Source organism: Paenibacillus sp. 01T443 (assembly GCF_056398325.1).
In genome coordinates this window covers 154,332-178,403 of the sequence record NZ_JBFTPE010000005.1, presented here as the reverse complement: position 1 = coordinate 178,403, position 24,072 = coordinate 154,332, and the positions used below count along the sequence as shown (strand labels likewise).

The window sequence follows — 24,072 nt, the reverse complement described above, 5'->3', positions numbered from 1 at the left end:
AGCAGGTCTAAAGAGAGAGAAAGCTGGGGAAACTGAAAAATAGATAGATTTATTTTTCAGGAGGCGATTTATACGATGATTTCTCCCCAATTCTCAGAGGATGCAAAAGAAGACCGTTATAGTCATTGGCCGGAAGCTCCGCAGGTGCTGCTGCACCGATTGCTAGTAAAGGTAGAGAGCGTATTGCTAGGCAAGCAGCAGGTCATTCGTAATACGTTAACCGCGCTGCTGGCAGGCGGACATGTGCTCTTAGAAGATGTGCCTGGCGTTGGTAAAACATTGCTAGCTCAAGCATTTGCTAGAGCAGTAGGCGGCGATTTCAAAAGAATACAGTTTACATCCGATATGCTCCCGGCTGATATCGTCGGCGGAGTCGTGCTTGATACCCGCACGAGCGAGCTAGTGTATCGTCCTGGACCCATTATGGGCAATGTGGTGCTGGCCGACGAAATTAACCGGACATCGCCGCGTACGCAGTCTGCGCTTCTTGAAGCGATGGAGGAAAGACGAGTCACGGTGGAAGGTAAAACCCGCAAGCTGCCGGTTCCTTTTATGCTGATTGCGACACAAAACCCGCTGAGCTTCGAGGGGACGAATACGCTGCCGGAAGCACAGCTGGATCGTTTTATGATGCGGCTGACCATCGGTTATCCCGGCTCGCTGGAAGAGAAGCGGATGCTGGAGCAATACGCGGACGGAAACCGTATCGAGCCTGAACGTCTGCGCCCCGTTATCGCGACAGAGGAATGGCTGCAAATGCAGGCGGAAGCTAGGCAGACCCATATGCATCCCGCGCTGCTCGAATATATGGTGCAGGTAGCTGACGCGACCCGCCGTGCCCCGGAGGTTGTGCTTGGTTTAAGTCCGCGTGCGCTGCGCGATTGGCTGCGGGCTTCGCAGGCTAACGCCTATATGGAAGGACGCAGCTATGCGGTGCCGGATGACTTGCTGGCGACAGCGGACGCTGTGCTGCCGCATCGGCTTTCGCTTCGATTCAATGCGGCCGCAACTGGCGTTGATGCGGCTGCTGTCATTAAGCGGACGATTCGCGATTGTCCTATGCCGGCTGCTGCAGGAAGCGGGAAGCGCCGATGAATGCACCGTTTCAAGATGGCGTATTGCAGAGCGTAGCACAGGAAGATGCTGTCGCTGGCAGCATCAATCCGCAAGGCGATGCTGCTTTGAATCAATCAGCGGCCGTTCAATCAAGAGCAGCAAATGCAATAAATAAAAGGGAGCCAGCGAACCATCCTGAGGAGCGGTATACTCCGGCTTATCGAACAAGATGGCTCGCTTGGGGCATTATCAGCGCAGGCTGGATAGGGAGCGTTGCAGCCGTGCTGCTGAGGGGCGGCGCTGTGGAATGGTTTATGGCCGCCGTGCTGACTATGATCATTGCAGTCAGCGGAATAGCGCCTGTTATGGCTGCAGCAGGTTCAAGCGCAGCGCGGGTTTTGTCTCAGGAACTGACACGCGAGGGCGGACAGCTTGTGATCAGCTTGACGCTAAAGCGGTCCTATCTGATTCCTTTCGTTTGGATAGCGATCCATGATGAAACGATAAACGAGAGCTCGGCTGCGAATCGTAAAATTAGTATACGCACGGTTTTCACCCCTGCATTCCGCAAAGAGACGACCTACCGTTATACACTGCATAAATTGCGGCGCGGAAGGCATCCCTTTGAACATGTATCGATTACGGTTGGAGATTGGTTAGGCCTGACGGCTATTCACAAGCAGCTGGAGTGCAAGTCGGAATTTGTTGTGCTGCCGGGACTCCCGCAGTTGGAGAATGGCACAAAAGCAGAGCGTGCGGGAGGGGCAGCGATTTACGCTGTGCCTTCAGCGTTGACAGGCGAAGCGCAGGACCGCCGCGGGGAAGCGGGACGGGAAGAAATCGAAGCGGCGGTGCGAGCAGCCGGACTCGGACCGGATAGCCGTCCATACCGGGAAGGCGATTCGCTTCGACATCTGGATTGGCGAAGTGCAGCCAAAGGACGCGGTTTGCAGACCAAAATTCATAATCTGGAGCAGCCTGTTCAAACGTATATTGCGGTCGATACGCTGGCCTCTGCCTATGAACGGGATGATCAGTTATTTGATGCTTGTTTAGGCTGGGCAGCGTTAGCCGTGACGAAGGCAGCAGGGATGGGAAGCGGTGTAACGCTTCTGCTTGGACAAGGCGGGCAAGTGATTCAATCCCCTATAGATGGCGGCACGCAGGAGGGCTTATCCGGCATGCTGCGGGCGATGGCATTGATTCGTGCAGAAGGAAAGGGCTCTCTGGCCGGAAGTTTTATTCGTGATTCGAAGCTGCTTTCCCGCGGCTGTACCATTCTTGTATTCACGGCGGATTGGCGGGGAGGACGAAGCTGGGGCGAGCTGGCCGGATACGCAGCCGAGCAGGGCTGCCGACTGGAACTGTTTATTGTGACGCGCAGCACGGTGCCAAGCTTCGCCATGCGTGAGCAGCAAAAATGGCTGGAAAGCGGCGGCGTCAAGTTGACGTGGCTGCATGTTCCTGCAGGCATGACAGCGCTTCCTTATGCCGAGGAAGGGGGCGACGCGCATGAGTTTGCATAAAAGCGATGTGGCAGGAAGAACGGGAGCGGGAAAAGGTCTGCAGGCTGATCGCAGGCCGATGCACGGCGAAGCACCCGAAGAATCTCTGGGCTACCGATTCATTACAAGCTTGCTGTTGTTTGGCCTGCTTGCCGAGTGGCTGTTACCTTGGGTAAACGCAGGAGAGTGGTCGATTATTTATAATCCGCAGCCTCTGCTGCTTGTTATCGGCTTTGTATTGCTGTCTGGCTTGTTTCGTATGCCGCTTGCGGTCACGTTTCCTATGAATACGTTTTTGTGCATCTTGAGCCTTATGTGGCTTTACAAGGGCGCTGATCAGAGCAGTTTGCAATGGCTGATTGGTTTTCCGGCGATGCTGAAGGAGCATTTCGTCCTGCTTATGCAAAACGGGCTATGGGCGATGTCGGGTGAGCTGCGGACGCTGCTGTTGTTTATTGGCTGGGCGATGCTTGCTCCTGCTCTCCAGGCTTTATTATGGATGCGCCAAACTGCACTTGGCATTGCATGCATCACGTTGGTTTATTTAATTACGCTGCATGTTTGGCTTGGCCTCGATGTGATGGGAGGATTAATGCGGACAGTCGCGGAAGGACTGCTGCTGGGCAGCGTGGTGTCCGTGCCGCGTGTGCAGCGCATCATTGAGACGGGTGTCGGTAAGCTTAAGCGACTGGATATGCGCTGGCTGTCAGGCTCGGCGTTTGTAGTGGTGATGATCCTCGGCTGCGGCTTGCTGTTCGCGGGTGGACGTGAAGCTGCAATGACTCCCCCGAGCTGGACGGGAGCGCTGAATGAACGCCTTGAACAAACGATTCAATCCCTTGGCAATCAACAAGGGTCAATTACGGTGATGGGACAAACAGGCTTTGACCAGCTTGGCGGCGCATTTACGGGCTACGGCTTCGATGACAGCCAGCTGGGGGCACCCGTACGGAAGGACAACAATGTCCTATTCACGGGGAGCTCCACGGCAAAAGCTTATTGGCGCGGTGAATCCAAGCATGTGTATGACGGCCGCGGCTGGGCGGATACCGCAGGCAGCTCCGTGCTGATGCCGGTGCAAAGCGCAGGTACGGCAGCGTCGGCTGAAGCTTCCTCGGAAGCAGGGAACAAGCTGACTGGCCCTATTATTTGGCAAACGGTCGTCTGGTCTGAGCCAACAGCGGGAATGCCGCTCTTTTCATCGGGCTTCCATGGACATGTTACTGAGTTGATCGCGGCTGATCCTCGTCGCAAGCTCGGAAGCTACGTCTACAATGAGGTTGAAAGCGCCTTGTATGCCCAGTCGGATAAGACGAAGGTGGAAAGGTATACCGTAGAAAGCGTGCTCCCGGTAACAGACGGTGCGCAGCTGCGGGCTTTGGGCAGCGGAATGGAAGGCAGTCTTGCTGCCGGTGGAAGCACGGAAGCTTCCGGTGCCGAGAAAACCGAAGCGGAGCTGGAGCCTTACCTGCAGCTGCCTTCAACCTTGCCCAGCCGAGTGGTGGCTTTAGCCGCTGAGGTGGCAGGTGGCGGGGTAACGAGCCGTTATGATCAAGTCAAAGCCATTGAGGACTTTTTGAAAACGAGCTATTCCTACACGTTAGACGGCAGTACGCTGCCTCCGGAGGGCAGCGACTTTGTCGATAACTTTCTCTTTGAGCAGCGCCAAGGCTACTGCGTTCATTTCTCGACAGCTATGGTGGTCCTGCTTCGCTCGCAGGGCATCCCCGCTAGATGGGTAAAGGGCTTCACTGCCGGAACCCCGGTAGGGGAGAGCTTGAGCGGTGATGATGGTTTAAGCAGTGATGATTCGTTGGGCGCGGATACGCTGAGCGCGGATGAGAGTCCTCGTGGGAGTGCGAGCAGTGATGCGCTGAGATCGGATGAGAGTGCTCGAGAGAGTGCGAGTAGTGATGCGCTGAGCGTGGATGAGAGTGCTCGAGAGAGTGCGAGTAGTGATGCGCTGAGCGTGGATGAGAGTGCTCGAGAGAGAGTGAGCAGTGATGCGCTGAGCGCGGATGAGAGTGCTCGAGAAAGTGCGAGCAGTGATGCGCTGAGTGCGGATGAGAGTGCTCGAGAGAGTGCGAGCAGGGATGCGCTAAGCGCGGATGATAGTACTCGTGAGAGTGCGAGCAGTGATGCGCTAAGCGCGGGGAAAACGGATAATTCTTCAAATGAGGATAGCGCGAAGCTTGTGAATTATGAGGTGAGGGGCTCTGATGCGCATGCTTGGGTTGAGGTTTATTTCCCAGGCGCAGGCTGGGTACCCTTTGATCCGACGCCGGGAATTAGAGGCGTCTTGAATGTTGCGTCCGCCGGTTCTGTTGGCGGAGCGCTTGCTGCTCCCGCGATGGGTGCAGCGGGAGCAGCTTTGGCGAGCGGCGTCGGCAGCGATGCATTTGGGCTTAGCGAGGCGAGCATAGCGGGCCTCGCAGCATGGGCCGAGGCGGCGGCAGAGCAAGCCGCCTCAACTGTTGCGCGCGGGGCAGACGCCCTCGCGCAAGCGGCGCAGAGCGCCGCCAAGAGCGCGGCGGCGGCATCGCCCGCCGCTGCAGCTGCCGCAGGCGCGGCCGCGCTGGTGCTTGCGGCCGCGGCCATTGCTGCGGCGCAGCGCCAGCGGCTTCGCCTTTCGCTGGCACTGCGCCGTTATGGCGCGGCTTACGCCGGCGTCGCGAAGCTCGCCGGCGCAGCCGCGCCCTACCCGTCACATGAACCTGTGACGGACAGCAGAGCCGCAGCGGAGCTTGCGCCGCGGTATGCAAAAGCGCCGCGCGGCGCCGATGGGCGGGTTCGCGCGAGCTTTATTGCCGTCGCCGACACGCTGGCTCCGCTGCTGCATCGCCGTTTCGGCGTACACGCGGAGGCGCTGACGCCGCGTGAATATGCGAGCGCCGCCGAGCCTATGCTGGCGGCGGAGCAGCAGGATGCGCTCCGTCAGCTGACTAGCTGGATGGAGGAAGCGCATTTCGCTGCACCAGGACCTTGGCCAGGCGCGCCGACGCCGGCTGCGCTGCGTACCGTTTTGCGCGTACTGGATAAGCAGCCTGTTCACAAAACAAAGCGGTCCTCTGCCGTCAAGGCTTCCAACTAAACTGCTATGGATTGTACGCGCGTTGCATAGGCTAAGCCTGGCATCGGCTGCGCTGGTAAAGAGAAGCCAAATGTTCAAATATGTAAATGAATATGCAGCGTCATAATTAACAGGAAACACTCCTGCTAATTTCACCTTAATACCTGTATCAGCGCATTTAGCTGGAAATTCTCCATCTAATTTGATTAATTAGGCCCGATTACCGATCTATTGGTTGAATTAACGGGAGAAATTCCAGTTAATTTGCCAAGAACATCTATTGAGAAAAAATTAGATGGAGTTTTTCCTGTTATTTGCATTCCCAGCATTATCTCGGCTTATCATCCATCTCTAACCACCTCTTATTCACCCCAAAACCGACTACATTTCCCCAAGCAAACACGCCTTAACCGCTTCTCCTACGAATTGTCACGTTGTTTCGCCTTGACTCGCTCAAACCGCCTTATATATAATTACTACATAATTTGAGGGAGGCTCGGTAATGACTAAGCAAAATGAAATCATCGTTGTTCTCGATTTTGGAGGCCAATACAATCAACTGATTGCACGCCGTATCCGCGATTTAGGCGTATACAGCGAGCTATTGCCTTATAACACGTCGGTAGAACGGATCCGTGAATTGCAGCCGAAGGGTATTGTATTCTCGGGAGGACCGGCTAGCGTTTATGAAGAAAATTCACCAATGGTGGATCCTGCGATTTATGATCTGAACATTCCGATCTTCGGAATTTGCTACGGTATGCAGCTTATGTCGCATCAGCTTGAAGGCAAGGTTGAGCGTGCGGGCAAACGCGAGTACGGCAAAGCAGAGGTTGAGTTTGTAGAAGGTTCACAAATTGGCTTTGGTCTCGATAAAGTTCAAACGGTTTGGATGAGCCACGGCGATCACGTTGTCGAGCTGCCTGCCGGCTTTGCAGTTGACGCAAGCACGGAGCATGCTCCTATTGCGGCAATGAGCAATAAAGAGCGTCAATTTTATGCGGTTCAATTCCATCCGGAGGTTCGTCACTCTGAGTTTGGTAACGAGATGATCCGTAATTTCCTATACAACGTTTGTGATTGCGACGGCACATGGACGATGGAATCGTTCATTGAAGATGCGATTCGTGATATCCGTAACGAGGTTGGCGACAAAAAGGTTCTATGCGCGCTTTCCGGTGGCGTAGATTCTTCTGTTGTTGCGATCCTGCTTCACAAAGCGATCGGCGATCAGCTTACTTGTATGTTTATCGACCACGGCATGCTCCGCAAGGGCGAAGCTGAAGGCGTTATGGAAACCTTCGTTGGCAAATTCGACATGAAGGTGCTTAAGATCGATGCGCAGGAGCGTTTCCTCAGCAAACTGAAGGGCGTAGAGGATCCGGAGCAAAAACGTAAAATTATCGGCAACGAGTTCATCTACGTGTTCCAAGAAGAGTCGGATAAATTGGATGACTTTGAATTTTTGGCGCAAGGCACGCTTTACACGGATATCGTGGAGAGCGGTACGGCTACAGCGCAAACGATCAAATCTCACCATAACGTTGGCGGCTTGCCTGAAGATATTAAGTTCAAGCTCATTGAACCGCTTAAAGCTTTGTTCAAGGATGAAGTACGTAAAGTCGGGGAAGAGTGCGGCTTGCCTGAAGCTATCGTTTGGCGTCAGCCGTTCCCAGGCCCGGGTCTTGCGATTCGTGTCCTAGGCGAAGTAACGGAGGACAAGCTTCTGATTGTCCGTGAATCTGATGCGATTTTGCGTGACGAGATTGCAAAAGCAGGTCTAGACCGTGAAATTTGGCAATACTTCACCGCGCTTCCTAACATGAAGAGCGTAGGGGTTATGGGCGATGCCCGTACGTATTCCTATACCGTAGGTATCCGCGCGGTTACATCCATCGACGGTATGACAGCTGACTGGGCGCGTATTCCTTGGGATGTGCTCGAAAAAATCTCCGTTCGTATCGTAAACGAAGTAGACAACGTTAACCGTATCGTCTACGATGTTACGTCGAAACCGCCTGCTACAATCGAGTGGGAATAGATTTCTTTTGCTCGACCAGCATTAAAATATGAATATGCACAAAATGGCGTACAAACTGACAACAGTTTAGTACGCCATTTTTTTGATTTGTAAGATCATGAGAGCAACAAAATGTCCAGCTAACCTCAATTTTGCCTCCTTCGTCGCAATCCACTTATACAGCCAACCTGTTTAAAAATGTCATGAATCCGCTCTTCTTTCGTTAATCTGTCTGCCGAATCCAAACAGGAGAGCTTCAAAGGCATCATCGAAGCTGGGGGAGAGGCGGCTCATAATGGAGTCGACACTCTCCTCCGAATGGGTATACGTGCTGACGATTCCGCGCAGCATATAGGAATAAATGCGTGAGCAGCTGAGAAGCTGATCACCCTCGGACAAATTAAGATTGGTCTTTAGGAGTTGAATGATGATATTGAACATATGGCTGCGCAGCCGATTGATTTCAAGATCGGGCTCTGGTTCATCGCTACGAGCGGGTTTCGCCTCGAAAAATAGGGTATACATACTCCGGTGATCCAAGCAGAACCGAATAAGCCGTTCATTCATGCGGCGAAGCTTCTCGTCCGCGGATAGGAAGGCATCGGCAGCTAGAGTATCTAAAGACGCATTTAGCTGAAGCAGCAGGGGTATGGATAGTGCATGAAGCAAAGCCTCTTTATCCTGAAAATAAATATAGATCGTCGTATGCGAGCAGCCTGCTCCCTTGGCGATTTCTCTAATCGTTACAGCTTCGTAGCCCTTCTCGCCGAACAGCTTCTCAGCAGCGGAAATAATCGAACGTTTCGTTTCCTCGGAACGCTGCTCTTTTTTTGCAGCCATCGGCAGTCCTCCTTCGCACGAAAATAACCATTGGTTACTAACCGTTGGTATAAATATTATTCCCGATTTACAGATGATGTCAACAAAGCCTATCTGCTATAATTTGTGATGAGCAGGTTTGCATCCGCAACCCTAAGCCAATGCTTACGAAGCCAGGTTTGCATTCGCAACCCTAAGCCAATGCTTACGAAGCCAGGTTTGCATTCGCAAACCTAAGATAATGCTTACGAAGCCAGGTTTGCATCCGCAAACCTTTTAGGAGAAAACAATGAAGCTATTGCCATCCATCAGCAAAGACGAGATTGCGCTGCCGCAGGCTTTTCCGATTATCATTTCGCAATCTGTGGGGGTTACGCCAACCTTTCAAAGGCTGCACTGGCATAAAGCGCTTGAAATCAACTATATCGAGAAGGGAAGCGGCTACTATTTGATTAACGGGAACCGCTATGACTTCCAGCAAGGCGATGTTGTACTCATTCATTCCAATGATTTGCACCGGGCGTTTGAAGCAGATGAGCTGGTCATGAGCATCGTCATGTTTGACTCTTCAATCCTTGCGCTTGAGCAGCGTTATGATGCGGATCTGCTTATTCCTTTCCGTGATATCGGCCTGCGTTCGGATCATGTGCTGGATAGGACGCACCCTATGCTGGGGAGGCTAGGGGAAATTCTAAAGGAAATGTCTGCTGAATTTATGCGGAAGGAACCGCATTTCGAGGTTGTCGTGAGGGCGAAGCTCATTCAGCTGCTGGCGTTCGTCAATCGTTACTTTATGAAAAATAATAAAAACGAAGCGCTGCATGCGCGCGGAACGGAAACTATTCGAGGTGTGCTGCGCGACATCGAGACCGATATTGCCCATCCATGGACGCTTGCAGTGCTGGCAGACGCGGCACATCTAAGTCCATCAAGGTTCAGCTCGCTGTTCGTGCAGGTCGTCGGCACATCGCCAATGGATTATTTAATCCAGCTTCGGCTGGCGCAGGCCACTTACCTGCTGGAATCCACGGATAAGAAAATTATCGAAGTGGCAGCGGAGTGCGGCTTCCGCAATTTATCTAATTTCAACCGATTGTTCAAACAGCATATCGGCAGGCAGCCTTCTGAGCTAAGAATATAAATAAACAGTAAGATTGTATCAGAACATCGTTCTTTTTCATTAGAAGAGCGATGTTTTTTATTTTAAAATAGAAGAAAGTATAAATGAGATGGTTATACGTTGCTTCTATTTCAACGCGAACCGAATTTTCGCCGCAAAGGCTGGCGTCAGCCGGTTACGCTAGAAATAGAAGAAAGTACAAATAAGGAGCGTGAACATCATGATTTTTCTTGGAATAGATGCGGGTGGCAGCAAAACCCACGCCCTGCTCGTAGACGAGAAAGGCCATGTGCTCGGCAGAGGCCTCGGTGGCAATGGAAACCACCAAACTGCATTTGAATCAGCGAGAACAAGCATCGATGATGCTTGCCAGGAGGCTCTGCAGGAAGCGGGCGTAACGAAGGAGCAGGTGACGTTCGCGTATTTTGGTCTCGCCGGAGCCGATCGCGAGCCGGATTATGAGATTTTACGTCCGATGATCGCATCGCTTAACTATAAACAATACGCCATCGCATGCGATACGATGATCGGCATGCGCGCCGGAACAAACCAATCGTATGGGGCAGTCATTATAAGCGGTACCGGATTTAACGCGGCGGCCCGCAATCCGCAAGGAGAAGAGCTCCAGTATGGCGGCTTCGGTTATTTATTCGGCGATGGACAGGGCTCGGGCACGGATCTTGCGATTCATGCCTTCCGCAGCGCCATTCGGGCCTCGGAGGGCAGGGAGCAAGCTACGCTGTTAAGTGATCTTGTTCCGCAGCGGCTGGGCTATGCGACCATCCAGGAAATGTACGATGACGCGCTTTATAACGGCAAGCGACCGTCTCATAGTCTTGCTAAGGTCATGTTTGAAGCTGCATCACTGGGTGATGCAGTCGCCATCCGTATCCTGCGCGAAGCTGGCAGCGAGCATGCCAATGCGGTCATTGCGCTAATCAAGCGCCTCGGCATGGAGCAAGAAAGCTTCGATGTTGTTTTGACAGGCAGCGTGCTCTCGCGGGGAGGTTCCCCTCATATGGTTGATGCGATCAAAGAAGCGCTGGCTATAGCTGCGCCGCAAGCAAAAACAGTGAGATTGACGGTCGACCCGGTCATTGGAGCAGTTATGAGCGCCATGGATTGCGGCGGCATTGCCATTGATCAATCGGTTGATTCCGCATTGCGTAAAATTACATTTTAATATAGGGAGGCTCGTTCACATGTCCAAAAAACCATTAAAGGTCGCCGTCATTGGCGGCGGTTCCTCATATACACCTGAAATTGTGGAAGGCTTCATCAAAAAATACGACGAAATGCCGATTCGCGAGCTGTGGCTCGTTGATATCGAGGAGGGGCGCCATAAGCTTGCGATTGTCGGTGAGCTTGCCCGGCGTATGGTTGAAAAGGCCGGCTTACCGATTGAAGTGAAATTAACGCTAGACCGCCGAGAAGCGATTGCTGGAGCTGATTTTGTAACGACGCAAATGCGGGTAGGGCTGCTGGAGGCTAGGCGGCGCGACGAGCATATTCCGATATCGCACGGTGTCATCGGGCAGGAGACGACGGGGCCGGGAGGCATGTTCAAGGCGCTCCGCACGGTGCCGGTCATTCTAGATATTTGCAGAGATATAGAAGAGCTGGCGCCCGATGCATGGATGCTGAATTTTACGAATCCGGCAGGGATCGTGACGGAAGCCGTACAGAAGCACAGCCGCGTAAAGACGGTCGGCCTATGCAATTCACCCATTAACTTCCAAAAATTTCTGGCAAAGGAATACGGCGTCAGCGAACGAGAGGTTTTGCCTGAATTTGTTGGCATTAACCATCTTCACTGGATTACGGCCGCTTACGTGAATGGCGAGGATAAGCTGCAGGAGATGATTGGCGGCGGCAGGGATTATTCGGCCACAAACGTTACCGCTTTTGACTGGGATGCGGATTTCCTGAGTTCGCTTGGCGCGCTGCCAACGTATTATCTTCGCTATTTCTACATGACGGATGCGATGCTTGCGGAAATGACCGAGTCGCTTGCGACAAACGGCACGCGCGCGGAAGTCGTCAGCCGGGTAGAGGCGGAGCTGTTCGAGCTTTATAAGGACGTGAATTTGAATGAGAAGCCGAAGCAGCTTGAGAAGCGCGGCGGTGCTTATTACTCCGAGGCCGCTGTCAATCTTATGCATGCGCTGTATACGGATAAGCGGGATATTCAAACGCTGAACGTGAGAAACGGCAATATTATCGATTTTCTGCCCGAGGATGCGAGCATTGAAGTCAACTGCGTCGTTACGGCGCAGGGACCGATCCCGCTGCCGCTGCAGCGTGTGCCTGAGCAAATCAAAGGGCTCATGCATGCCGTGAAAACTTACGAATCGCTGACAATCGAGGCCGCGATTAGCGGTGATAGAGGTATCGCGCTGCAAGCGATGGTGCATCATCCGCTTGTTCCAAGCGTAGCGGTTGCGAAGCTGCTGCTTGAAGAGATGCTTGAGGCGAACAAAGCTTATTTACCTAACTTTTTTAAAAATGAAAGAATATAAGCTGCCAACGGAGCAGCAATGAGAAGGGCGGGAGCAAGACTCCCGCCCTTTTTCTTTGAATTGAAAACAAGAAAAAAATTGTATTGACATATATCTAAAACGGTTATAAGATTACTGAAGTTCTTGAACATGATAATCATTATCAACATAACGAAAATGGTTATCATTCAATGTGGATGTAATGGTTTATAAAAATAGGGGGTACGAGGAAATGAACAAACGTTTAATGAGCTTGATTATGGTGATCGTCGTTATGCTGGTTGCGGCTGGCTGCGGCACGAACAATTCGGTTAACACGACAGCAGGGAACGAGAAAAACGGCAATGCAGCCGAAACCAACGCGGCTGAGACTAATGCGAGCACTGAAGCAGCAGCTGGCCCCATTGTCGTAAAGGATGCGAAAGGCGAAGTAACGCTGGATAAGCCTGCACAAAAGGTTGTTGTACTGGAATGGACATTTACAGAGGATATTATCGCGCTAGGCATGCAGCCTATCGGCAACGCGGACAATGAAAACTATAAGCTGTGGGTAACGGGCGAAGCTCCTCTTGACGCAAGCGTGACAGACGTTGGTCTCCGCCACGAGCCTAACCTTGAGACTATCGCATCCTTGAAGCCTGATCTGATTATTGCGAACACGGACAGCCACGAAGCGATCTACGATCAGTTGAAAGGCATTGCGCCGACACTTATATTCAGCCTGTACCCGCCGGATGGCCAAGGCGACCAGTACACCGAGATGATCAATATGTTCAAATCGATTGCTGCAGCAGTAGGCAAAACACCGGAAGGCGACAAAGTGCTTGCTGATCTCGACCAGCATTATGCGGATGCGAAAACAAAGCTGGCTGCAGCTGGCAAAGACGGCTTGAATTACGTACTTACGCAAGCATTCAGCTACCAGAACGCTGCAACGATGCGCTTGTTCACAGACAACTCTTTGGCGGTGCAAACACTGGATCGTATTGGTCTGAAAAACGATTGGAAATCCGAGAATTTCGAGCTTTACGGCTTTAGCACTTCGACAGTAGAAGCGCTGCCTGCCGTTCAAGATACGAACCTGCTTTATATCGTTCAAAAGGACGATGACATTTTCGCAGGTGCGCTGAAAGACAATTCCGTATGGAACGGCCTGAACTTCGTGAAAGAAAAACGTACTTATGCCCTCGACAGCGCAACATGGGTGTTCGGCGGTCCGATCTCCTCCAAAGTGATCGTTGACCAAGTCGTAAATGTTTTGACGAAATGAGCGAGATGATGACGAATCATAAAAACGAAGCCTCATTGGGTATGATTTGGCGAATGATCGGTATATTCGGGGGCGGCCTTGCCGCCCTTTTCGTTCTGTCTGTGCTGAGCCTGTGCTTCGGGGAAGCACAAATTCCGGCAGCTACCGTGTTTGACGGATTAATGCACCGGCAGGGTGACGTAATGGAGCATAACCTGCTTTGGGATATCCGGATGCCGCGGACGGTAATCGGCATCATAGCCGGTGCCGCGCTTGCTGCGGCAGGTGCGCTTTTGCAGACCATAACGAAAAATCCGCTCGCCGCCTCCGATACACTGGGGATTAATGCGGGCGCCTACTTTATGGTTGTGCTCGGCATGGTTGCTTTTCCTGCGCTGCAGCATCAGTTCCCATTTTTACTGGCAGCAGGCGGGGGCTTCCTGGCAGCGCTGGCTGCTTATTTCCTTGGCGGGGGCCGCACAGCAACGCCGGTTCGGCTGGCTTTATCGGGTATGATCGTATCGTTGGTGCTCGGCGCATTTACGTCGGCCATTCACATTTTTAAAGAAACAGAAACGCAATCCTTGTTTTTATGGGGATCGGGCACCTTGATCCAGCTCGACTGGAGCGGCGTTGAGTATGCCTGGCCGTTCGTGGCAGCGCTGCTCGTTATCGCCATATTCGCAGGCCGCCAATTCGACGCGCTGGAGCTGGATGAATCGACCGCGCGCTCGCTGGGACAGCGCGTTGGCCTCACCCGAGCGGGCGGACTTACGCTTTCGGTGTTTATGGCAGCGATCGTGGTTAGCGTTGTTGGACCGATTGGTTTTGTCGGGCTTGTTGCCCCGCATCTGGTCCGTCTCTCAGGCATTCGCAAGCATCGCTTGCTCATTCCAGCGAGTGCGCTTTGGGGCGCACTGCTCATAACGGCTGCGGATTTGCTCGCCCGCATGGTGCGCAGTAGTCTCGGTGAAATGCCGGTCGGCGCTGTGATGGCGATCATCGGCGCACCTTGGCTCATTTGGCTGGTACTTACCAAGATGAAAAACATTTCCGGCTCGGGCACGGGGCAGTCGTCGATGAGCATCGGGGGAGCCCCGCTGCGCATGCGCTTTGCGCCGACTGCGATTTCCATGGCCGTATTGCTAGCCGTCTTAATCCTAGTCAGTTTGTCGCTTGGCGGAACGAAAATCCCGATCATGGAATTGCTTAGAAGTCTTGTTGGGGCAGGAGACGACTCTTACTCTGTACTGCTGAATTTACGGCTTCCGCGCACGCTTGTTGCGGCTGGCGGGGGCATTGCGCTGGCGATCAGCGGCGTGCTCATTCAAAGCGCTGTCCGTAATCCGCTCGCGGATGCCTCGATTATCGGAGTAACCTCAGGTGCGGGCTTTGGCGCTTTGGTGGTGTTGGTCGCTTGGCCTACGCTGCCGATTTTCGCTCTTCCAATTGCCGCTATTGCAGGCGGTGTTATCTCAGCAGCCTTTGTATTTTTCTTGGCATGGCGCAAGTCGCTTAACCCTTCGGTTCTTATTTTGCTTGGTATCGCGGTATCTGCCATTGGCTCTGCCGGCATACAGGCGATGATCGTGAAGGCAAGCCTTTGGAGCAGCACGGCTTTCGTCTGGATTACCGGCACGACCTACGGGCGAGGGTGGGACCAGTTTAACAGCATTTTTATCTTTCTTCTCATTCTGGTACCGGCCGCTTATTATTTGGGCAGAAAATTTGACCTGCTCGCATTCGGAGACGAGAGCTCGACGGGCTTTGGCCTGCCCGTGAGGGGCACACGCCTCTGGGCAATGATAATCGGAGTGCTGCTCGCTGCCGGCGCAGTTGCAAGCGTGGGCACGATCGGTTTCCTTGGACTGATGGCGCCGCATGCGGTGCGAATGATGGTCGGTCACCATACGAGACGCTCCATTGTGTTATCGGGTCTGCTTGGCGGCTTGCTGCTTGTGCTGGCGGATACACTCGGCAGAACGGTGATGGCGCCGAAGGAGATTCCATCCGGACTGATCATTATGCTGATCGGAGCTCCTTATTTCCTATTCCTGATGTACCGTTCACTCGTCAAGAAAATATAAAATGATTGCTAAAAACGAATGATGAAGGTATTAATTGCCATTAATGTTCGTAAAAGATGTTGACAAAGTGGTCATATTCTCTTTAGAATTGAAAACGGAAAACAACAACAGCATATTTTTTCGTATAATCTCAAGAATCGGCTTGAGAGTCTCTACTCGGTCACCGTAAATGATCAGGCTACGAAAATGGCGGAAAAGCTCGCAGCGGTCCAGCGGGTATACTTTTCCCCTTTTTGCAGAGCCTAGGAGAAATGCGATTTATTGCATTTATTTCCTAGGCTTCTTTGTTTGTTCCACCACATTTTTGGGAGGTTTGTAATCAAAATGGAACGTTTCTTTCGCTTAAAGGAACACGGAACAAATGTCAGAACAGAGATTATGGCGGGGCTGACGACTTTCATGACGATGGCATATATATTGGCTGTCAATCCAATTATACTTACGCCAGCAGGCTTAGACTGGACTGCCGTATTTCTAGCTACGGCGCTTGCTGCCGGAATTTTCACCATTGCAATGGGGCTGTTCGTTAACTTTCCTGTTGCGCTTGCTCCCGGTATGGGTCTTAACGCGTACTTTGCATCCGTCGTGATCGCATCGGCATCAACGGATACGCCGATCTCGCCTGCAATGGGACTGACAGCCGTCTTTATTTCAGGAATTATCTTTATTATCTTGACGCTGACGCAAATTCGTCAAATGCTTATCACCGCTGTTCCAGACAGCCTAAAGCATGCGATTACGGTTGGTATCGGCTTGTTTATTACGATTATCGGCTTGAAAAACAGCGGCATTATGACAATCGCCGTATCAAGCTTCACAGACATCAAGGCTGGGGTGTTCACACCGGTTAGCGGATCCGAAACCGTTATCCAGCTGGGAAGCTTCCACAATGAGACGGTTGTGCTAACAGTTATTGCGCTGCTGCTCATCGGCATGCTGATGGTGCTTCGCGTACCGGGAGCCATTTTGTTCGGCATTCTAGGCACGACCGTTATCGCGATTCTAATTGGCCATGTTGATGTGAAAGCCGCATTTACGGGCCAAACCTGGGTGCCTGATTTCTCGAAAATGAACTTCTGGCATTTCGACTTTGCGGGCCTGTTTGAAGTCGGGCTTGTAACGGTTATCCTGACGTTTACCTTCGTTGAGATGTTTGATACGTTCGGTACGCTCGTCGGTACGGCAAACCGCGCAGGTTATATGAAGGATCCGGAAACAGGCAAGAAGCGTGTTGGTAAGGCAATGTTCGTGGATGCCATCGGCGTCAGCGGCGGCGCGGTGCTCGGTACGAGCACGGTTACCGCATTCGTTGAAAGCTCGGCAGGCATTGCGCAAGGCGGACGTACGGGCTTGACTGCCGTAACAACGGGTATTTGCTTCCTCCTTGCGATCTTCTTGTCACCGATCGTTGCGCTTGTTCCGGGTGCGGCAACGGCTGCCGCGCTTATTATCGTAGGCGTGTTGATGATGCAATCGGTCAAGGATATCGATTTTTCGGATATGGTTTACGCCATTCCATCATTCCTGACACTTGCATTTATGCCACTGACGTACAACATTGCGAACGGTATTTCGTTCGGTATCGTTTCGTACGTTTTGCTTGCAACGGTTGCGAATGCAACGGGCAAAGGGAAATACAAGGTTCACTGGCTCATGTGGATTCTAGCGGTGCTGATTATTGGCCGTTACGTGTTCATGGGCGGGGAATAGAGTTCATAAAGAAAGAAGCAGCGCTGGGCCGGCGCTGCTTCTTTTTTTGCGTACAAAGGTTTATGGAGAGCGACAGCCGTTTACGCTTGATCTATAAGAATTTATAGGTTATCACATTATAAGTATGCTTATAGATCTACGCGAAACGAGCTTTGCCGCCAAAGGAAAGCGACAGCCGTTTACGCTTGATCTATAAGAATTATTGGTTTTCACATTATAAATATGCTTATAGATCTACGCGAAACGAGCCTTGCCGCCAAAGGAGAGCGACAGCCGTTTACGCTTGGTGGTAATTTGATATAATTTTGAAATAGCATATTTGAGTGCGCGAAAGGAGGAGCCTTGTGAAGCAGGTCGATTTGAATTGCGATATGGGTGAAGGCTTTGGCGTGTACCACACCGGCTCGGACAGCGAGCTGATGAAATATATTACTTCAGCAAACATTGCCTGCGGCTTTCACGCCGGAGATGCCGCGACGATACGCCGTACGGTGAAGCTGGCTCTGGAGCACGGCGTCGCCATCGGCGCGCATCCCGGACTGCCTGATTTGGCCGGATTCGGGAGACGTGTGATCGACATCACGCCGGAGGAAGCTTACGATATGACGGTGTATCAGCTGGGGGCCGTTCATGCTTTTGCCAAGTCAGAAGGGGGCATCGTTCGGCATGTGAAGCCGCATGGCGCTCTCTATAATATGGCAGCGCGGAACAGGCAGCTGGCGGATGCAATCGCCGAGGCAGTCTATAGGGTAGACCCTAGCCTCCTGCTGTTCGGTTTGGCAGGCAGCGAGCTTATTCTCGCAGGAAAAGCTATCGGTTTGCATACGATAAATGAAGTGTTCGCGGATCGAACCTATGAGTCGGATGGATCGCTTACGCCGCGAGGGATAGCGGGCGCAGTGATTGCGGATGCGGATCGTGCGGCTGCGCAAGCGGTCAAAATGGTTAAAGAGGGAGAGGTCCAAACCCGTCAGCAGAGCGGATTTATTTTGAAAGCAGATACAGTATGCGTGCATGGCGATACGCCTGGCGCACTGGTGCACGTGCAGCGACTTCGGGAAGCCTTGGAAGCAGAGGGGATTGCCGTAAAAAAAGCGGGAAATGGGGCATGAATATGATGATAAAGGATAATCCGTTCCCCTATGAGCTGCTGCCGCTTGGGGATTCAGCCGTCATCCTACGTTTGGCCAGCAGTATCAGCACCGAGCTTAATCGTTTCGTGAGGAGCCTTACCGAGGTTATAGAGGCGCAGCCGTTTGCTGGCTTTATAGAGTGTGTGCCTTCTTTTGCCGCGGTAGCCATCCATTATGATCCGCTGCTCGTGAGCAGAAGCCGTGCTGGAGAAGAGCTTAAGCATGATACTATTTTTGAAACGGTTCGCGCAAGGCTGGAGACATACCTTAGCAAAGAGCTGCTAAGCGCAGCGGATCAGTTGACCAGGACCGTGGAGATCCCTGTCTGCTACGGCGGCGAATACGGACCCGATCTTTCGCTTGTAGCAAAGCTTAATAGGCTCTCGGAGGAAGAGGTTATCGCGATTCATGCAGCCGGATCTTATTTGGTGTATATGCTGGGCTTCGCGCCCGGCTTTCCATATTTGGGCGGGATGTCGGAGCGAATAGCGGCACCAAGACATCAGACGCCGAGAACGAGCATCCCGCGGGGCAGCGTCGGTATCGCAGGCAAACAGACGGGGGTTTATTCCGTATCGACTCCGGGCGGCTGGCAGCTTATAGGCAGGACGCCGCTTGCGCTGTTTCGCCCGCAGGAAGAGATTCCTAGCCTGCTTAGGCCCGGAGATTCCGTGCTGTTCAAGCCGATAACGAGCGAAGAATATAAGCTGTACATGGAAGGTGAGTTATGAGTATAACCGTCGTTCGTCCCGGCCTGCTAACTACCGTTCAAGATCTCGGCAGGTATCACTTTCAGAAATACGGCGTCGTACCCGGAGGAGCCATGGATACGGGAGCAGCGCGGGCAGCCAATGTGTTGGTCGGCAATGAAGGCCATGAAGCCGTGCTGGAGATAACGCTGGCCGGAGCGGAGCTGCTTATCGACAAAGATATTATTCTCGCGATCTGCGGTGCAGATCTTTCCGTGACAGCGGCAGGCGAGCGGCTGCCGCTTTGGCGGCCTGCACTCATTCGCGCCGGATCCGTCATTAAATTCGGAGCCTGCCAATCGGGCTGCCGTTCTTACTTAGCGATCGCTGGAGGATTTGATGTGCCTGTCGTGATGGGCAGCAGGAGCACTTATTTGCGCGGCGCCATCGGAGGTTATCAGGGTCGAGCGCTTAAGTCCGGAGATATGCTTTCTGCCCAGGCTCCAGGCTTGCTGTCCGAGCGAATCAAATCGTTGCTGAGCGGCGGCCTGTATGGAGGCTTCGCCGTGCCGCATTGGCATGCGAGTCATTTTGCGATAGCGGATAGTCTGGCAGACCCTATCATTCGCGCAATGCCTGGCTCCCATTTCGAGCTGTTTACGGAGGATAGCCAGCAGGCGCTGTTTCGTCAAACGTATCAAATCGCCGTGCAGTCTGACCGCATGGGCTACCGGCTTGAAGGCGCGCAGAAGCTTGCGCTCGCTTCGCCGCAGGAGCTGCTATCGGAGGCAGTTGCAAACGGCACCGTCCAGCTCCCTTCTGACGGCAATCCCATCGTGTTATTGTCCGATAGACAGACAACCGGCGGTTATCCGCGTATCGCGCAGGTCGCCTCGGTTGATATTCCGGTATTCGCGCAGCTGAAGCCCGGCGATCGCTTCCGCTTCGAAGCCATTACCCAGCAGGAAGCGGAGCGGCTTTATTTGAACAGCGAGCGCGACATGCGAATGCTGAAGGCAGCTATAGCGTTAAAAATTAACGGAGCTAACTAAACTGGCCATAAACGGCCTGCTGGCATCCGTCTTCTGCATGCAAAGCTTTGGGTGGACGATGGTATCTATCGGTTAAGCTCCCCCGGCCGATTTATGATAGACTACTAATCAGAAGCAATGAAGTCCGGAAGTTTTGGCATAAAGGAGTGAAAGCAATTGTTTGTACAGCAGCGGCATCAATTAATTATCCAGAAAATAAATACGGATAAATCCATTCGTGCATCGGAGCTTATGGAAGCGTTCGGCGTTTCGTTCGAAACGATACGGCGGGATCTGGAGCATTTAGAGAATGCCGGATATTTGCAGAGGGTCCATGGCGGCGCGATTCTGAAAGAGTTGGACTATAGCACCGAAATTCCGTTGCCGATTCGTGAATCGATCTATTTGACGGAGAAGACGGAATTATCGCAGCTGGCCGTTCGATATGTAACGGAAGGGATGTCCATCGCACTCGATGTTAGCACCACCAACACACAGATCGCGAAGGCGCTTAAGGCAAAGTTCGATAAACTGACGATCATTACGAATTCGCTTCCGATTATAAATGAATTAATGGATATGCCAGGTTATACGCTGGTAATGATCGGCGGCGTTATCCGGCAAGAGGAACAGAGTATTATCGGTGATTTGGCAGAAGAATTCGCGTCCCGCTTCCACGCAGACCTTTTCTTTATGAGCATGAGCGGGGTTACATTGGAAGACGGCATTACCGACAACGCGATTGGCGAGGTGCAGGTGAAGAAAATCATGCAAGCGAAAGCGAAACGCACAATCGCTCTTGCCGACAGCAGCAAATTTGATCAGGTCTCCCTGCTCAAGGTATGCGGCTGCGGGGAGGTTGAACGGTTCGTTACGGATTCGAAGATCGACCTGGATTTAGTCGCGAAATACAAACGGAGCGGTATTGAGATCGTTTACGAGTAGAATGGAATAAGGAAAAGGGGCTTCGATGTCCTAACGATTCTTGGCAAATGGCCAAGGATCTTTTTTTTTTGATTGTTGTGTATTTTATATTAAGTTATTGTAAATGTGTGTGTTTGTGTGTTATTGTGTTTGAAAAGAAGGGTTCGAGGAGTTGTTGCCTCATTGCTTGTTATCTCTATTATTCTTGTATTGTGTTCCGGCTTGGCACATGCCGTATGGAATATGCTGGCGAAGCAAAGCACGGATAAAGCAGTTTTCTTATGGGTGATCTATATGCCTGCGACCATTCTCTTGCTGCCGACGCTCGTCAATGAGTTAGCTGGCGCATCATTATCGCTGGCCATGTGGCTGTTAATCGGGGCATCGCTTATCATGCAAAGCATCTACTCGCTGCTGCTTGCCTACACCTATAACGCCGGCGATTTATCGCAAGTGTACCCCGTCATGCGGGGCACGCCAACCCTGCTTATTCCAGCGTTTGGGGTATTTTTGTTTGACGAATCCTTGGCTTTATGGGGCTGGATCGGACTCTGCTTTATGCTGACCGGGTTCATCGTCATGCTTGGAAGATCCTCGGGCAAGGGGCAGCAAGCTTTTCTTAAGCCGATGCTGCTGGCCATGAGTGTCGGCCTATGCATTACCATTTATACGCTTATCGATAAGGCGAATTTGCAGCATCTTTCACCGCTTGCGCTGCTTGAGGTGACGAACATCGGATTTGTGCTTGGACTGACGCCTGCGGTTGTTCATTCTAATCGTTTAAGGCATGTTATTCGCACACATTCGAATCGGATATGGATTGGCGCTATTTTGTCGCCTGGATCGTATTTGCTGTTTTTGTTCGCAGCTAGAAATGCCAATGTTTCAACGGTCGCGCCTATGAGGGAGGTAGGCATCGTATTCGGCACGCTGCTCGGCCTTTTCGTGTTGAAGGAGTCGCAGGGGATCCGAAGAATTACGGCTTCGGTCGCTGTTGTCATGGGCATCATCATGATTGCGTCATCCGGGCATTAAATCATTGTTTAATCTACTTATTGGAGAGGGAGTAGGATGAAGATGAGAAACGCTAAAGAGCTTCGTTTTCGCAATGACGGCACTTTTACCATTGTCCAATTTACCGATATTCATTGGCAGGACGGGGGCGAGCTGGATTTGCAGTCGAAAGCAGCCATGGAGCTTGTGCTTGATGCCGAACAACCGGATTTTGTTATATTTACGGGGGATGTCATTTATACGGGCAAGGATTCGGATGGGTCATGCTTATGCGACGATCCGAAACAAGCGTTTCGGGAGGCGGTTGCCGCCGCGGAGCAGCGCAGCATTCCATGGGGGGTCGTATTCGGTAATCATGATACGGAGAACGACATTACCCGCGACGAGCTGATGGGCGAGGTGCTGAAGCACACGCATACATTAGCTGAACCTGGACCGCGGGATATCCACGGCACAGGCAACTATGTGCTTCCTGTCTTCGGGGCTGTCAACGATCAAGCGGCCGCCTTGCTCTATTGCCTTGACTCCGGCGATTATTCCAGGCTGCCCAGCGTTCCCGGCTACGATTGGATTCAGCATGATCAAGTGCAGTGGTACTTGGAACAGTCACGGAAATGGAGAGCTCGGATGCAGGATAAAGTGTTGCCGGCCATCGCCTTCTTTCACATCCCGCTCCCGGAATATCAAGAAGTATGGGACAGGGAAATATGTTATGGGGATAAAAACGAAGAGGTTTGCGCGGCACGGACGCAAGCAGGTTTCTTCTCGGCAATGCTGGCGCAGGGTGACGTGACAGCAACCTTCTGTGGACATGACCATACGAACGATTATTGGGGAGAGCTTTACGGGATCCGCCTTTATTACGGACGGGCAACAGGGTTCAATACCTACGGCAAGGAAGGCTTCCCGCGAGGCGCCCGCGTGATCCGCTTGACCGAGAACGAGAGGAACGTAGAATCGTGGCTGCGATTAGTTGACGGCTCCGTCGTCCGCCATCAGCCGGAGCATCGTCCGGTAATCGGATGATTGGCGAGCCCAGCCCATCCAGCTCCTCGGCAAACGCATTGGAATGACAAGCGTAAACGGCTGTCGCCATCCTTTGGAGGCAAAAGCTCGTTTCGCGGTGAAATATAAGAATCCCGATAAGCTTCGAAAACTTATAAATTCTTATATTTTAAAAAAAGCTGAAGCCCGCACAGGCTTCAGCTTTTCTTTTAGAACATATTTTTGAGCACCAGCATAAGGTTAGCGGGCTTTTCGGCCAAACGGCGGGTGAAGTAGGGATACCACATGCTTCCATAGGGGACGTAGCAGCGGATGCGGTAGCCTTCCTTTGCCAGACGGGCCTGCTCACTCATTCGGAGACCGTACAGCATTTGGAACTCAAAGGCGTTTTTTGGAATGCGATGCGCGCGCGCGTAGGTTTTCACCCAGCTGATAATCTCATCATCATGCGAAGCGATCGCGGTATAAACGCCTTTATCTAAATGAAGCTTAATCATGTTTTTGAAGCTATCGACGACTTTACCCTTGTCTTGATAGGCAACCTCGTTTGATTCCTTATAGGCGCCTTTGACGAGGCGAAGGCTTATCCGTGCTCGCAGCAAATCACTGACATCCTGCTCCGTTCGGAATAAGTAAGCCTGCAGCACGGTACCCACATTGGTCAACCCCTCGGCATGAAGCCGTTTGACGATATCGATTGTCGCTTGGGTGAAAGGGGTATTCTCCATGTCGATTCGAACGAAGTTTCGGTGGCGCCGCGCATGCTTCACAACATCTCGAATATTTGCAAAGCAGGCCGCATGGTCTAGCGCAAGTCCCATTTGGGTCGGCTTTAACGAGACGTTGGAGTTTACTTTACGCTTGGCAATGCCCTCGATTAGCTTCAGGTATTGTTCCTTGTATGCCGCTGCCTCGCTTAAATCCCGAATGCCTTCTCCAAGGTGATCCAGGGTCGCCATAATGCCAAGTTTACCCAGCTTCTCGATTTCATCCAAAGCTTCATCAAGCGTTTCTCCCGCAATAAACCGGCTGGCAAGCCTTTTGCCATAGTTCGTTGATAGCTTTTCTACAAGCGGCATGCCCGTAATCGTCAACAATGATTTGCGATACCATTTCGATCCGATGCCCATCCGTGCTGCTCC

At 52.2% G+C, this 24,072-nt stretch carries 18 protein-coding genes and 1 riboswitch; of the genes, 16 read left to right on the top strand and 2 right to left on the bottom strand.

The genetic code is table 11. The features are described 5' to 3' along the window. Positions 1-75: 75 nt before the first annotated feature. From AC1DLI_RS08460 to guaA, 4 genes are all read left to right on the top strand, one after another. Complete coding sequence (locus AC1DLI_RS08460; protein WP_308995035.1) at positions 76-1,095, top strand: AAA family ATPase; 1,020 nt, start codon at positions 76-78, stop codon at positions 1,093-1,095. After that, entirely contained in the window at positions 1,092-2,582 is a 1,491-nt protein-coding gene (locus tag AC1DLI_RS08455) for a DUF58 domain-containing protein (RefSeq protein WP_477601455.1), read from the top strand. Before AC1DLI_RS08460 ends, AC1DLI_RS08455 begins: the two co-directional genes overlap by 4 nt. Further along, positions 2,569-5,652 carry a transglutaminase domain-containing protein gene (locus tag AC1DLI_RS08450; RefSeq protein WP_477601453.1) on the top strand — a complete coding sequence of 1,028 codons (3,084 nt, stop codon included), beginning with the start codon at positions 2,569-2,571 and terminating at the stop codon, positions 5,650-5,652. Before AC1DLI_RS08455 ends, AC1DLI_RS08450 begins: the two co-directional genes overlap by 14 nt. A 481-nt stretch (positions 5,653-6,133) precedes the next feature. Then, positions 6,134-7,672 (top strand): glutamine-hydrolyzing GMP synthase, encoded by a 1,539-nt coding sequence (gene guaA / locus AC1DLI_RS08445; RefSeq protein WP_477601451.1) that lies wholly within the window; start codon positions 6,134-6,136, stop codon positions 7,670-7,672. 180 nt (positions 7,673-7,852) lie between these two features. On the opposite strand, the gene AC1DLI_RS08440 is transcribed toward guaA, so the two are convergent. Continuing rightward, positions 7,853-8,491: a TetR/AcrR family transcriptional regulator gene (locus AC1DLI_RS08440; RefSeq protein ID WP_477601449.1), complete on the bottom strand. Its 639-nt coding sequence runs from the start codon at positions 8,489-8,491 to the stop codon at positions 7,853-7,855. A 268-nt stretch (positions 8,492-8,759) separates the two neighbouring features. Here AC1DLI_RS08440 and AC1DLI_RS08435 point away from each other — a divergent pair, with 268 nt between their 5' ends. The 12 genes from AC1DLI_RS08435 (at position 8,760) to AC1DLI_RS08380 (ending at position 22,951) form a co-directional block, all read left to right on the top strand. Further along, a complete protein-coding gene (locus AC1DLI_RS08435; RefSeq protein ID WP_477601447.1) occupies positions 8,760-9,611 on the top strand; it encodes a helix-turn-helix domain-containing protein in 852 nt (283 codons plus the stop codon). Between the two features lie 199 nt (positions 9,612-9,810). Next, complete coding sequence (locus AC1DLI_RS08430) at positions 9,811-10,773, top strand: N-acetylglucosamine kinase (protein ID WP_477601445.1); 963 nt, start codon at positions 9,811-9,813, stop codon at positions 10,771-10,773. A gap of 19 nt (positions 10,774-10,792) precedes the next feature. After that, complete coding sequence (locus tag AC1DLI_RS08425) at positions 10,793-12,109, top strand: 6-phospho-beta-glucosidase (RefSeq protein WP_477601443.1); 1,317 nt, start codon at positions 10,793-10,795, stop codon at positions 12,107-12,109. A gap of 211 nt (positions 12,110-12,320) precedes the next feature. Further along, the gene (locus AC1DLI_RS08420; RefSeq protein WP_477601441.1) at positions 12,321-13,358 is read left to right on the top strand and encodes an ABC transporter substrate-binding protein; all 1,038 of its coding nucleotides are present in this window, start codon (positions 12,321-12,323) and stop codon (positions 13,356-13,358) included. A gap of 8 nt (positions 13,359-13,366) precedes the next feature. Further along, the gene (locus AC1DLI_RS08415; protein ID WP_477601439.1) at positions 13,367-15,424 is read left to right on the top strand and encodes an iron ABC transporter permease; all 2,058 of its coding nucleotides are present in this window, start codon (positions 13,367-13,369) and stop codon (positions 15,422-15,424) included. A 100-nt stretch (positions 15,425-15,524) separates the two neighbouring features. Beyond that, positions 15,525-15,625: riboswitch (purine riboswitch) on the top strand. Between the two features lie 123 nt (positions 15,626-15,748). Continuing rightward, a complete protein-coding gene (locus AC1DLI_RS08410) occupies positions 15,749-17,134 on the top strand; it encodes an NCS2 family permease (RefSeq protein WP_477601437.1) in 1,386 nt (461 codons plus the stop codon). 344 nt (positions 17,135-17,478) lie between these two features. After that, entirely contained in the window at positions 17,479-18,246 is a 768-nt protein-coding gene (locus AC1DLI_RS08405; RefSeq protein WP_477601435.1) for a 5-oxoprolinase subunit PxpA, read from the top strand. Next, positions 18,243-18,998 (top strand): 5-oxoprolinase subunit PxpB, encoded by a 756-nt coding sequence (pxpB, locus tag AC1DLI_RS08400; protein ID WP_477601433.1) that lies wholly within the window; start codon positions 18,243-18,245, stop codon positions 18,996-18,998. Before AC1DLI_RS08405 ends, pxpB begins: the two co-directional genes overlap by 4 nt. Beyond that, positions 18,995-20,008, top strand: a complete 1,014-nt coding sequence (locus AC1DLI_RS08395; protein ID WP_477601431.1) for a 5-oxoprolinase subunit C family protein — start codon at positions 18,995-18,997, stop codon at positions 20,006-20,008. The genes pxpB and AC1DLI_RS08395 overlap by 4 nt, the downstream gene beginning before the upstream one ends. 156 nt (positions 20,009-20,164) lie before the next feature. Further along, positions 20,165-20,932 carry a DeoR/GlpR family DNA-binding transcription regulator gene (locus tag AC1DLI_RS08390; RefSeq protein WP_477601429.1) on the top strand — a complete coding sequence of 256 codons (768 nt, stop codon included), beginning with the start codon at positions 20,165-20,167 and terminating at the stop codon, positions 20,930-20,932. A gap of 162 nt (positions 20,933-21,094) precedes the next feature. Next, complete coding sequence (locus AC1DLI_RS08385) at positions 21,095-21,946, top strand: EamA family transporter (RefSeq protein ID WP_477601427.1); 852 nt, start codon at positions 21,095-21,097, stop codon at positions 21,944-21,946. A gap of 42 nt (positions 21,947-21,988) precedes the next feature. After that, positions 21,989-22,951, top strand: coding sequence for a metallophosphoesterase family protein (locus AC1DLI_RS08380; RefSeq protein ID WP_477601425.1), 963 nt, complete (start codon positions 21,989-21,991; stop codon positions 22,949-22,951). A 188-nt stretch (positions 22,952-23,139) separates the two neighbouring features. On the opposite strand, the gene AC1DLI_RS08375 is transcribed toward AC1DLI_RS08380, so the two are convergent. Beyond that, complete coding sequence (locus AC1DLI_RS08375) at positions 23,140-24,060, bottom strand: proline dehydrogenase family protein (protein ID WP_477601423.1); 921 nt, start codon at positions 24,058-24,060, stop codon at positions 23,140-23,142. Between the last annotated feature and the right edge of the window lie 12 nt (positions 24,061-24,072).